The sequence below is a fragment of the Microvirga sp. 2YAF29 genome (assembly GCF_052114605.1).
GTDB lineage: Bacteria > Pseudomonadota > Alphaproteobacteria > Rhizobiales > Beijerinckiaceae > Microvirga.
Genome location: NZ_JBFRFB010000006.1, coordinates 1 through 11,964 on the forward strand (window position 1 = coordinate 1; position 11,964 = coordinate 11,964).

Annotated in this window: 9 protein-coding genes and 1 pseudogene; 3 read left to right on the forward strand and 7 right to left on the reverse strand. The window is 57.0% G+C overall.

The window, feature by feature from the left end; genetic code table 11:
* The 5 genes and pseudogenes from AB4Y85_RS09600 to AB4Y85_RS09620 form a co-directional block, all read right to left on the reverse strand.
* Positions 1-149, reverse strand: a pseudogene (locus tag AB4Y85_RS09600) (electron transfer flavoprotein subunit beta/FixA family protein); the annotation flags it as partial.
* Between the two features lie 28 nt (positions 150-177).
* Positions 178-3,600: an indolepyruvate ferredoxin oxidoreductase family protein gene (locus tag AB4Y85_RS09605; RefSeq protein ID WP_441984666.1), complete on the reverse strand. Its 3,423-nt coding sequence runs from the start codon at positions 3,598-3,600 to the stop codon at positions 178-180.
* A 14-nt stretch (positions 3,601-3,614) separates the two neighbouring features.
* Positions 3,615-4,814, reverse strand: coding sequence for a CaiB/BaiF CoA transferase family protein (locus tag AB4Y85_RS09610; protein WP_441984667.1), 1,200 nt, complete (start codon positions 4,812-4,814; stop codon positions 3,615-3,617).
* 26 nt (positions 4,815-4,840) lie between these two features.
* Positions 4,841-5,971, reverse strand: a complete 1,131-nt coding sequence (locus tag AB4Y85_RS09615) for an acyl-CoA dehydrogenase family protein (protein ID WP_441984668.1) — start codon at positions 5,969-5,971, stop codon at positions 4,841-4,843.
* Between the two features lie 100 nt (positions 5,972-6,071).
* On the reverse strand, positions 6,072-6,887 hold the full coding sequence (locus AB4Y85_RS09620) for an enoyl-CoA hydratase/isomerase family protein (RefSeq protein ID WP_441984669.1): 816 nt from the start codon (positions 6,885-6,887) through the stop codon (positions 6,072-6,074).
* A gap of 160 nt (positions 6,888-7,047) precedes the next feature.
* Between AB4Y85_RS09620 and AB4Y85_RS09625 the strand changes: the two genes are divergently transcribed.
* The 3 genes from AB4Y85_RS09625 to AB4Y85_RS09635 all read left to right on the forward strand — a co-directional run bounded on the left by AB4Y85_RS09625 (position 7,048) and on the right by AB4Y85_RS09635 (position 9,035).
* Complete coding sequence (locus AB4Y85_RS09625; protein WP_441984670.1) at positions 7,048-7,335, forward strand: DUF1330 domain-containing protein; 288 nt, start codon at positions 7,048-7,050, stop codon at positions 7,333-7,335.
* Between the two features lie 16 nt (positions 7,336-7,351).
* Positions 7,352-8,305, forward strand: coding sequence for a dihydrodipicolinate synthase family protein (locus tag AB4Y85_RS09630; protein ID WP_441984671.1), 954 nt, complete (start codon positions 7,352-7,354; stop codon positions 8,303-8,305).
* A 103-nt stretch (positions 8,306-8,408) separates the two neighbouring features.
* On the forward strand, positions 8,409-9,035 hold the full coding sequence (locus AB4Y85_RS09635; RefSeq protein WP_441984672.1) for a TetR/AcrR family transcriptional regulator: 627 nt from the start codon (positions 8,409-8,411) through the stop codon (positions 9,033-9,035).
* Between the two features lie 52 nt (positions 9,036-9,087).
* Here AB4Y85_RS09635 and AB4Y85_RS09640 read toward each other — a convergent pair whose 3' ends face one another.
* On the reverse strand, positions 9,088-10,713 hold the full coding sequence (locus AB4Y85_RS09640; RefSeq protein ID WP_441984673.1) for an AMP-binding protein: 1,626 nt from the start codon (positions 10,711-10,713) through the stop codon (positions 9,088-9,090).
* A 105-nt stretch (positions 10,714-10,818) separates the two neighbouring features.
* Complete coding sequence (locus tag AB4Y85_RS09645; RefSeq protein WP_441984674.1) at positions 10,819-11,964, reverse strand: ABC transporter substrate-binding protein; 1,146 nt, start codon at positions 11,962-11,964, stop codon at positions 10,819-10,821.

Genomic DNA, 11,964 nt, shown 5'->3' on the forward strand with positions numbered 1-11,964 from the left:
TTCAGGCGCACGGCCTCCTCGACGGCGATCTCGTCAAACGGGTTCATCGACATCTTCACGTTCGCAAGCTCGACGCCAGACCCGTCCGCACGAACCCGGATCTTCACGTTGTAGTCAACAACTCGCTTCACGCACACAAGAAGCTTCATATTGAGAACCCCTAACGAGGAATGGTGTTTAAGCCGCCTCAGCTCGAGGAGCCGCGAATTCTTGCAGCAATGCGTTTCTGCGTGCCTCCGCCTGTTCGATAGCGGCCTGCTTGACGGGACCGAAGCCTCGGATGGCATCAGGTAGGGATGCGATCTTGATCGCCGTTGCAAGATTCGTCTGTGTCAGATTGCTGAGCACAAGAGCCAGATCACGCTCGTAGTTGCTGATGAGATCACGCTCCTGCCGGCGTTCATGCGTCCAGCCAAATGGATCGAGAGGAGTCCCGCGCAAGCTTCGGAATTTCGAGAGGGCATTCAGAACCGGGAAAATCCAGGGCCCGAAACGCATCTTCTTAGGGCGCCCGGTCGTCTCATCCTTTCGGCTCAACAGCGGAGGAGCGAGCCAGAGAGAAAGCCGCTCATGTTCCTCGAAAGTGCGGTTCAAGCGCGCCTTCCATGCACTCTCGGCATAAAGCCGGGCGACCTCGTATTCGTCTTTGTAAGACATCAGTTTCGCGAGATTCAAGGCAACCGCTTTCGCGAGGTCGTCGGAGCCTGGTGCGATACCATGTTCTGCCTTTCGCACCCGCTCGATCCAATGAGCATAGCGGCTTGCCCATTTTTCATTCTGATAGCAGGTCAGATGTCCGATGCGATGCTCGACGATCTCGTCGAGAGTATCCAACCTGCGCGGCCTTTTCTCGCCAGCTGAGACAAGCTCTGGCGACACGGCACACAGACGGCCGAGATCGAAGGCATCGAGATTGAATGCAACCGCTGCGCCGTTGAGCTCTATCGCTTTTCTCAACGCATGAAGCGGCAGCGGGAGCCAACCCTTCTGATAGGCGAAGCCCACTATCATCATGTTCGCGCCAATCTTATCTCCGAGCAATCGATGAGCGATGTCTTCCACATCGAGCACGATAGCTTCGGCTGCGGCTGCCCTGACGACCGAAACAAGACGATCCTCATCAAGCCTGAAATCTCGGTTCGATTGGAAGGCGGCCGTTGGCGCTGGATTGGCACCGAGGATCACCCTCGTGCGCGCCGTCGAGCATGCCTTTATACCGTCTGGGCTCGCAGCGGTGACGAGGTCGCATCCAAGGACCAGATCTGCGCTTCCCGGGCCTATTTGCGAGCCTTTGAGGTTGTCAGGACTAGACGAGAGCCGAAGGTGACTGAAGACTGCCCCGCCCTTTTGGGCAAGACCGGTCATATTATAGCTATTGGCTCCCTTGCCGACCAGATTTGCAGCCATGGCAAGGACGCTGCCAATCGTCACGACGCCAGTTCCGCCAACTCCCGTAATCAGCACATTGCAATTCTCGAAGTCAGCGGCGGCGACCTCAGGCAAGCCCGCAAGGCTCTCCCGGTCAACCGCGCCGGACTGCTTTCGAAGCCGCCCACCCTCCACGGTCACGAAGGAAGGACAAAAGCCTTCGACGCAGGACATGTCCTTATTACAGGACGATTGCTCGATCCTTCGCTTGCGACCGAGCTCGGTCTCTACTGGAAGAATGCTGACACAGTTGGACTGAACAGAGCAATCGCCGCAGCCCTCGCACACATCCTCATTGATGAAAATGCGAACGGACGGATCAGGCATGAGGTTGCGCTTGCGCCTCCGTCGCTTCTCGGCCGCGCAAACTTGTTCATAGACAAGAACTGTTGTGCCAGGCGTTTGACTGAGTTCCTTCTGCACCCGGATCAGTTCACCACGCGCGACCACATCGACACCTGGAATCGCGATCGCGGTGCGGTCGAGGTCGTCTGTAACGACCACCACCTTTGCAGCTCCTTCAGCCAGAACCTGCCTCACGATCATCTCAGTAGAGAGCGCCCCTTCGACAGGTTGCCCGCCAGTCATCGCGACAGCGTCGTTGGCGAGGATCTTATAGGTTATGTTCACATCCGAAAGGATTGCGGCTCGGATAGCGAGAAGACCGGAATGCGAGTAGGTTCCATCTCCCAGATTCTGGAAGATGTGCTTTGTATCCGTGAAATGTGACAGCCCGATCCAATTTGCTCCCTCACCGCCCATCTGGACCGGTTTGAGCGTATCGCGGTTCATCCACATGGCCATCGAGTGGCAGCCGATGCCCGACATAGCGAGAGAACCAGCGGGAACCTTGGTCGACGTGTTATGAGGGCAGCCAGAGCAAAAATATGGCACACGGCGGGGCTGGCTCGCATCCGGCGCAGGACTGCCCGTAGGGTGCGCCTTCGCGTAAGCCTGCCGCACCTCGTCGTCGGCAAGCCCCAGATCTTCCATTCGAGCCAGAATCGCCGCAGCAATCATCATGGAATCGAGCTGGATGTCGGAGGGGAGAAGCGCCTTACCCGCCAGGTCCTGCTTTCCGACGATGTGCGGTCGCATCTCGTCATTGAACAGGATTTTCGCAGCTTGGTCTTCAAGGAAGGGCCGCTTCTCCTCTACGAAGAAAAGCTCGCGGCACCCGGCGGCGAACTCTTTTATTCCGGATGGCTCCAGCGGCCAAACCAAGCCTACCTTGAAGACCGCAAGCCCTCGTTCGACAGCTCGCTCCTCGTCGAGCCCCAACAGGCCGAGGGCATCCATCAGGTCGGCATAGGCTTTGCCTGCGCTGACGATCCCGAGTTTGGCGCCAGCGCGCCCGAGTTTGCGGACATCGAGCTTATTCGAGCGGGCATACTCGTGGATCCGCGGCAAACGTTGGCGAATGACCACCATTTCGTCACGTTGCGGCCCGTAATCGAGCTTGGGTCTGATATCCGTTGAAGCATCCGCTGAAGTAGGCAGGGTGATTTGCGGCATATCCTCTGCCATGCTCACCGTCGACGTCGTCTCGACGGTCTCGTTGACCGTCTTGAGGCCTACCCAAAGCCCGGAATAGCGGGACATGGCCCAGCCATGGATTCCGTACTCCATGATTTCCTGAACATTCGCCGGATAGAGGACAGGCACAAGGTTGGCGGCCAGCGCCTGCTCACTCTGATGCGCGACGGTGGAGGACTTCCCTGGATGGTCATCCCCGAAGACCACCAGAACCCCACCATGCTCTGTCGTCCCGGCATAATTGCCATGCTTGAACGGGTCACCGGAGCGGTCGACACCAGGCCCCTTGCCGTACCACATGGCGTAGACGCCATCGACCGTTTTGCCTGGTACGCTATCGATCTGCTGCGTTCCCCATACCGACGTCGCAGCCAGGTCCTCGTTCACACCGGGCTGAAAGACGATGGATGCACCTTTCAGCAGGTCTCGCGTCTTCCAGAGTTCCATGTCGAGCCCGCCGAGTGGCGACCCGCGATATCCGGAGACGAAGCCGGCTGTGTTCAAGCCAGCTTTGCGGTCACGCTCCCCTTGAACCAGCAACAAGCGCACTAGGGCCTGAGTGCCACTAAGGAACAGCGTACCGGAAGTTTGAGTGTAGCGATCAGTGAGGGAAACGTCCCTGAGAGCGATATTCATGAGAAGCCCTTCTTTCAGACTGCTTCGCGGCGCAGGCCAAGATTGACGACTCCTTCGCGAGCTAATGAATCGATAGCCTCCGCACTCCAACCGGCAGCTTGAAGGACATCTTGCGTGTCGCAACCAATCTCAATGGGTAGGCGGCGAAACTCGGGAACCGCTCCATCGTAGCGCACGGGATGGGCCAGGACCGTTCCTACGCCCTCACCCACATCGAATTGCTGAATGCACTGATTATGCAGAACCTGCGGATCGCTCCGGATGGCATCATAGTCCTGAACTTTTTCATACCACATCGAAAGCGGGGCAAGCGTCCTGTCGAGACGGTCATAGGTCCAGCTCTTCAACTCCTCGCCCAGGATTTTTGTGAGCGCGTCTCGATTTGCCATTCGGTCGGCGGACAGTGCAATGAGATCGGGATTGCCGATCGCCTCCGCGAACTTGGTCACTTCCCCCCCGAGACTAATGACGGCGTGACAGTCGGCAAGCTGATAGACCCCATAGGGAGCAGGAAGAAACCACGAGGCCAGCCGGGGATCACGACGGAAGCGTTCGCTCGTGCGCTTCCCGGAGAAGTAGCCTGCAAAGGATTCGGTCTGCAGGTCCAATCCGGCATTCAGAAGGTTGGACTCGATTCTCGTGCCTTGCCCTGTCTTCAACTTCTTGATGAATGCGGCATTGATTGCCATCGCCATCAATGCCGCCGCATGCTGGTCGACAATCGGCGCGCCCGGCACAGTCGGCCCCGACTCGAGATTACCCGTAATCGCGATCAGACCACACCTCGCCTGGATGAGGAGATCCTGGCCCGGCATTTCGGCCATAGGCCCTGAAGATCCCCAGCCTGATGCCGAGGCATAGATGATATTCGGCTTGACCGCTTTGGCGGCCTCATAACCAAAGCCGAGCCGCTCGAGCACGCCGCCGCGATAGTTTTCCAAAAGGACGTCAGATTCTTGGATCAAGGAAAAGATGACTTCCTTCCCTCTCTCGCTTTTAAGGTCGACTGAAATCGAGCGCGTATTGCGGTTGACGGAGAAGAATGTCGCGCTCAATCCATCAACGAAGACATCGTCGGCACCATAGCTGCGTTCAAACGCGCCATTGAGGGGCTCAACCTTGATGACGTCGGCTCCCATATCCGCAAGATACTGCGCCGCAGCAGGCCCTTGGACGAAATGGGTGAAGCTCAGGACCTTCATGTTTTCGAGCATATCGTGGTCCCCTTTATTTATTAGGCTTAAAGCGACTGGTAGCCGTTTTTCAGCAGGCTACGGGCAATGATGACACGGTGGATATCGGACGCGCCGTCGAAGATCCGGTAGACGCGAGCGTCACGGTAGAGTTGCTCGAGAGGCATCTCACGGCAATATCCCATACCGCCGAATATCTGGACCGCTTTGTCGGCTACTCGCCCAAGCATCTCAGAAGCGTAGTATTTCACCATGGAGACTTTCTCCCTTGGGTCCATTCCCTGGTCCGTCTCCCAGGCCGCATTCAGGACCATCATCCGGGCCGCGAAGATTTCGGTCGCTATGTCGGCGAGCATGGCCTGCACCATCTGAAAGTCACCGATATTTTGGCCGAACTGTTCGCGCTGGTTCGCATAGTCGATGCACATCTGCATCAGCTTCCGCGCCATTCCGACAGAACGGCCTCCAACCATTCCAAGGCGCACCTTGTTGATCGTCGACAACGCCTGATAGAGACCGGATCCTTCCGGCCCGAGCATCTGACTTTTCGGAAGCCGGACGTCCTCGAAAATCAGTTCCGAGTGGTTCGTTGCCCTTAGCCCCATCATGTATTGGATGCGGCCCACGGTGAAACCGGGTGTACCCTTATCGATCAGAAAGGCACTGATACCCTTGCTGCCCTTCGATGGATCAGTGACTGCCGTGATGATGACCGCATCAGCCACATCTGCATCACTGATGAAATGCTTCGTTCCACTGATGATATAGTCGTCGCCGTCGCGCCTCGCGGTAGTCTTGATGCCGGCGGCATCCGAACCGGCATTCGGCTCGGTCATTCCGAGAGCAACATTGATATCGCCATGAACCGCTGGATAGAGATACCTCTCGCGCTGCTCACCTACGCAGTTGACGAGAGACCCAGGGATCGCCCCGAATGCACGCCTGACAAGCGCATCCTTCGTGAAGCCGAACTCTTCCTCACACAGACACATATCAACGGCACTGAGACCGCCGCCACCGACCTCCTCCGGCATTCCCATCGCGAAAAGGCCCAGCTCCTTCGCCTTGGAGCGCAGGCTCCTGGCGAGATCCGGCCGGACCTGCTGGATCTCTTCTACCTCTGCTTCATGGGGAGCGAGCTCGTCCTTGATGAACCGCCGCACTGTACCGAGGATCATTTGAGTTTCCTCGGGAATGGAAAAATCTATCACGTCACATTCCTCCAGATGCTCTCACAGGAGCCATAGATTGGTCTTTTGCTGTCGAAGAGAGCCTGGTTCAGCCTTGAGTTTCGAAAGCAGCAGGATTCAGGCGATCGTTAAATTTCGCTGGTCTCTTGGCACGGAAGGCTCCAACGCCTTCGCTGAAATCGCCGGTCTGCGAAAGGCCTTCACTGAGATCCAATGTCCTTTTGATCGCCAGTTCCTCCGGCAGATCGTGAGCATATTCCAGAGCAGCCTTACACGCATACATTGCTTGGGCTGGGCCCGATGCGAGGGTGGCAGCCAATTCCCGCGCGACTGTCAGCGCATTGCCTTTTGGAGCGATCCGGTTTGCCAGTCCCCAATCAAGGGCCGTTCGGGCGTCGATCGGATCGCCCAACAGCATCATTTCCTTGGCCCGACCGAGCCCGATGCGCTGCGTAACCCGTACCGTTCCACCACTTCCGGGGAAGCCGCCCAGTTTGATTTCAGGAAGCCCCAGGACTGCGTCTTCTGAAACCACAACGAGATCGCAGCCGCTGGCCAGTTCCAGTCCGCCACCAAGCGCGAGCCGCTCAATGGCGGCGACGATCGGTTTCGGAAAATGGGCGACCTGCCCGTAGACCTTGTTCTCGGGGCCGAGCTTGCGCGACACGATTGCTCTCTCGGAAACGAGCGTGGGAAACTCCTTGATGTCGGAGCCTGCGCAGAAAGCCCGATCCCCTTCGCCCGTCAACACCAATGCTCCGACGGCGGGGTTCGCGGCGAGATCGGCCAGGGCTTCACCCAACTGCCGAGTCAAATCTAGGGTAACTACATTCAGAGGGGGATTTGAAAGAAACAGGGTCGCAACTCGACCATCGATTTCCACCCGAATTTTATTATCAGGCATTTTGGGGCGTCCTCCATGATCGGAACTTGACTTATACTGACTTGCACGTCAATAAGTTTTTACAGGCTTTGGCACGCACTATGCCTCGGTGTTCTGGCCACACCCGCCTGCAGCTTTGTCGAGGCGCGAAAACACAAAAGTTATGGAGGAGACACGCAGCATGGCCGCCATCGTCGTCGCGAAGATAAAAGTCACCGACTCCGACAAATACGAGCACTACAAACCGCTCGCAAAGCACGCCATCGAGCTCTTTGGTGGCCGTTACCTCGTTCGGGGGTCCGAGCCGCACAGTATCGAAGGAGATACAAGTGAAGCGCGATACGTAGTTGTCGAGTTCGACTCCGTCGACACCATTCGCCGCTTTTACGATTCACCGGAATATCAGAAGGCGCGAGAGGCGCGCGCAGGCGCCGCGATTGCCGAGATCATCGCGCTTCAAGGCATCTGACGATAGGAAGAGATCCATGCCCAGAATGAATTACGATTGTTCCGGCGTCATCCCGGCCTGCCTCCTCCCTCTTCACGACGACCTGTCGATTGATGTGAAGAGCTTTCGAAAGCATCTTAAGGACGTCGCGTCTGTCCGCGGCATTTCCGGCATCACCGTAAACGGTCACGCATCAGAGGTATCTTCATGCACATTTGAAGAGCAGGAGCGCCTTTTGGACGTAGCGCTGGAAGAGATCGGCAGCAGCGCACCGATCATCAACGGCGTCTATACAGACAGTGGAGTTGAGGCCGCGAAAATCGCTCGCATGGCCGATCAAAAGGGCGCATCCGCACTTCTAGTATTTCCGTCCAATGTTTTCATCCTTGGATCGCGTCCCGACATGATCATCGATCATTACAAGCGGGTCGCCGAGGTGACGGATCTGCCGCTCATCATTTTCCAGTTCCCCGTCAACACGCCCTTGACCTACTCGCACGATGTTCTCGCCCGCCTCATCGAGCAAATTCCGACCGTGCGCGCGATTAAAGATGGATGTGGCGATCCGGCCCGCCATGAGCTGACCGTACGTGAGCTCCAATCCGACAAGCGCCCCTTCCACGTTCTGTCGACCCACAGCGCCTGGCTCCTCAGCTCTCTCGTCACCGGTTGCAACGGCCTCCTATCAGGTGCGGGCAGCACCATAGCCGATCTGCAGGTTGCCCTCTTCGAAGCCGTAAAAAGCAACGATCTCGCGAAGGCAAAGGCTGTCGCGGCACGAATTTACCCGATGACTCATGCGTTCTATGGCGCTCCCGGGGTCGATATGCACAACCGCATGAAGGAGGCTCAGGTCATTCTCGGCCGCCTGCCCAGCGCGGCGGTTCGTCCGCCTTTGCAAAAGCTCGACAGTTCTGAGATCGAAAGAATTCGACGGGCCCTGACGCTTGCCGGAATTCAGAATGAGGGCGCAGTCATGTCGGCTGCGTAATTCACAGGCCTCTAATTGCAAGAACTTGCGAAAACTGAGAATATGGGGGAGTTGACTACCAGTGAAAGCGGTCAAATGCCCAATAGATGGTTTCATCTCCCCCATGCGTGAGCAAATCAAGCTCGTTGCCGAGGAACTTCTTATCAAGCACGGTTATCGGGGCCTCAGTTTCCGTCAGATTTCAGAGGTTCTCAACACAACACGTGCCAATCTACATTACCATTTCGGCAGCAAGGACGGCCTCGTCGAGGAAGTCCTTGAGGACTATGCCGACAGGACGATTGCGTCTTATCGGGACATCTGGACGGATAATACGACGACGCTCCGGAAGAAGGTCGCGTCCGTCTGTACGCATGCCAAACAGCGCTATCAGACCTATAACCCGCCTGGCAGCCACGGCGAGCCTTGGAGCCTTCTTATCAGGCTCAGGACCGACAGTGATGCTCTTACGCCCAAAATGCGCGCCAAACTCCGGGATTGCACCGTTGAGTTCGAAACGCTGGTCCGTGTCGGCGTAAGGGCGGCTATCCAGTCCGGTGAATTGGAAGCAGATGCGCCCCAGGAGCAGATTGTCATTCAGCTGGTCAACATCATTCACTATGCCGGCTCGATCACCCGAGATCATGGCAGCTTCGACCGGCTGGCGCATTTGTGGGAGGCAACGCTCTCCACGATCGAGCAGGCCTACGGGCGCAAAACAGCTAAGAGCAAGCAAGCCGCGCGCATTTAGACGACCTGCGTCGGCTTTTCTCCCGATCTATTATCGATGCTCGCAGCCTCACTCAGGCATCCGCCTCTTGAGGAGCAGCGCGCGCATTTTCGATCAGAGCTTTCAAATCGATCCCGTGCGCCTTACGGTCCCACGTCCGGCTAGTCACCCCGGCAACTCTCAGATCGACCTTCCGGGTTTTCTTCGTAGGCGTTCGAGGCATCTCGTCGAGAACCTCGATGTATCTGGGAATCATGTAATGCGGCAGGTTGGATGCGAGAAAGACAAGCAGGTTCTCCGGTGAGAAGGAGAATCCTGGCCGCACCACTACGCACAGCTTGATATCGTCATCGGATTCATACTCGGATGGCACCCCTATCGCTGCGCTCTCCTCTATCGCGGGGAATGCATTAGCAATGGCCTCGATCTCGTATGACGATATGTTCTCGGCTCTGCGCCTGATGCGATCGCCGAGGCGGTCGACGAAGTAGACCCACCCGTCCGCGTCCACGTAGCCGCTGTCCCCGGTATGGAACCACAGGTTCCGCCAGGCACGGACGGTTGCGTCCGGATTCGCGAAGTAGCCCGGGCTGATGATGCCCGGCAGTTTCGGGCGTATTGCGAATTCGCCGACCTGCCCTTGAGGCATTTCTTCGTCGGTATCCGGATCGACAATGCGGAAATCATACCATTCATGCCGCACTTTTCCGCAGGAGCCCGGTTTCAAGGGCTCCTCTTTCGGATGCCAGCATGGGATGTTGACCTCGGTCATCCCCCAGGTCTCGATGCCCTTGACGCCAAAGCGACGCTCGAATGCCGAAGCGATGCTCTTGGGAAATGGCGAGGTCCCGACTCGCGCCAACTTCGTATCTGCGTCGTCAGGACGCTCCGGCTGTGAAAAAATCATCTCCAACAGGGGCCCATGTCCGATCGTCACTGTTGCTCCTGTGGCCCGGATACGATCAATCCATTCGGGAGCAGAAAACTTTCTATCAAGATGGATCTTGGCCCCGGTCAAGAGCGACGCATAGATCACGCAAAACCGTGGCGACATATGAAAGAGGGGATGAGCGCAGTAAAAGGTATCATGACCCGCAACCCATAACCCCTCGACGGTTTGACGCGCCGTCAGAAAGGCTTGCGCATGGGTGAGCATGACGCCCTTCGAAGGCCCGCTTGTGCCCGATGTAAACAGAATCGACATGACGTCGCTGTAGCGCGCTGTCGGTGATAGCTCACTTGCTGTTGCGGCATGTGAGCCTTGGACGAGCGGCAGGATCTCCATGGTGAATTTTGAAACAATGCGATCGGAGTCGGCATCGATAGTAAAGACCTTGCGAACATGAGAAAGGCTTGACTGCATGTCATGCAAGGCAGGCAGCAACGAAGCCTCAATGATGACTGTCTCCGCTTCCACAAGGTTCAAGGTGTGTTCTAGCGGCTTGCCGGAAAGTGCCGTGTTGACAGGTACGTCAATGGCGCCAAGAAGGTTGATGGCGAACCAGAGAGCCACGTGTTCCGGCCGGTTGCCGACCAGGAGGACCACTCGGTCTCCAGCCCGAATTCCTGCCTGCCTCAGACTGGAAGCATAATCTCCCGCCTTCTGGCGGATCTCAGAGAACGAGATTGGGTCATCGTCATGAAAAATGAGAAATGGCGCATTAGGCGTAAGACCGATGCGCCAGTCCAAGGTTTTCACAAGTGTCCAATCCTGAAGTCCAATGTCAGAATACTTTTCATACACGGCGCTGACCTGACATCATCATAGCTGGCGGAGCGCACGGATGCGCCCCGCCCTGCATTCTCATTTCACGGTCTTGAATTTGCCGTCGCGAATTTCAACGGTGATCAAAGTATCCTCGAAAACTCCTTCATGCTGATCTTTTGAATAGCAGAGCTTTCCGTCGAGATAAGTATCCTTGAAATCGCAGATCGTTTCCAGCGCGTCACGGATCTTCGGACCTGTGACATCGCCTTGGACCCGCCGCACAGCCTCAAAGGCGGCAATGATCCCGGTTGAACCAATCAATTCCGCATAGCCTTTCGGCGTCTTGCCGGCTGCTACGATGACCTCTCCCAGCTCCTTCTGCCTCTCAGAAGGATCATCCCAGTTTCCTATCGAGACGATCTGAATGCCCTCGCCGGCGGGTCCGGACGCATCAAGGAAAGGCCGCTGGTTCAGGCTGCCAGTGCCGATGATGGGCGCCTCGATTCCGACCTGCTTGGCCGCGCGCACGAAAGCTGCTCCGAGAGCGGGAGCGGATGTCTTGAGCAGCACCACATCGGGCTTGGAATTGCGGATGTTCGTTGCTGCCGCCGTGAGGTCGATGGCGTTAAGCGGAGCACCGACGGCGGAAACGATCTCGATATCACGCTCTTCCGACAGCTTCTTCGCCTGCTTCATGCCTGCTTCGCCATATGCATCTTCCTGATACATGATGGCGACACGCTTGTGCTTCGGCTGAAAGACGCCGCGCTCCATGATCGCCGAGATGATGAGCGTATCGGAAGGTGCGGTGCGGAAGACCCAAGGCCAGAACTTATTGTCCTTGGAGGTCACGGTAATGGTGCCAACCGGCGCAAGCACAGGCACTTCGTTGGAGGCGGCAATCGGCATCAATGCCAATGTTCCCGTGCCAATCGTCGAACCAGTGATCGCCACCACCCTATCTTGACGGATGAGCTTGGTGGCGCAGCGCGCGGCTTCTGTCGGATTGGTTTGATCGTCGCAGAAGATCACCTCGACCTTCTTTCCGTTCAAGCCGCCCTCTTTATTTGCTTTTGCAACGAGCGCCTCTACGATGTCTCGCTCCGGCACACCGAACGGTGCAGCCGGGCCGCTCAGGCTGTAGATACCGCCAATCTTCACCGTTTCTTGTGCAGATGCCGCTGCTATGAGAAAGCCGCTAGCGGCAATTCCAGACAGCAGCCCCAACATGAACTTCTTCAT

Excerpts from the sequence above, each read along its gene's own strand:
- AB4Y85_RS09645 (WP_441984674.1), bottom strand. The coding sequence starts at position 11,964 with ATGAAGAAGTTCATGTTGGGGCTGCTGTCTGGAATTGCCGCTAGCGGC.
- AB4Y85_RS09605 (WP_441984666.1), bottom strand. The coding sequence starts at position 3,600 with ATGAATATCGCTCTCAGGGACGTTTCCCTCACTGATCGCTACACTCAA.
- AB4Y85_RS09635 (WP_441984672.1), top strand. The coding sequence starts at position 8,409 with ATGCGTGAGCAAATCAAGCTCGTTGCCGAGGAACTTCTTATCAAGCAC.
- AB4Y85_RS09625 (WP_441984670.1), top strand. The coding sequence starts at position 7,048 with ATGGCCGCCATCGTCGTCGCGAAGATAAAAGTCACCGACTCCGACAAA.
- AB4Y85_RS09630 (WP_441984671.1), top strand. The coding sequence starts at position 7,352 with ATGCCCAGAATGAATTACGATTGTTCCGGCGTCATCCCGGCCTGCCTC.
- AB4Y85_RS09610 (WP_441984667.1), bottom strand. The coding sequence starts at position 4,814 with ATGCTCGAAAACATGAAGGTCCTGAGCTTCACCCATTTCGTCCAAGGG.
- AB4Y85_RS09620 (WP_441984669.1), bottom strand. The coding sequence starts at position 6,887 with ATGCCTGATAATAAAATTCGGGTGGAAATCGATGGTCGAGTTGCGACC.
- AB4Y85_RS09615 (WP_441984668.1), bottom strand. The coding sequence starts at position 5,971 with ATGATCCTCGGTACAGTGCGGCGGTTCATCAAGGACGAGCTCGCTCCC.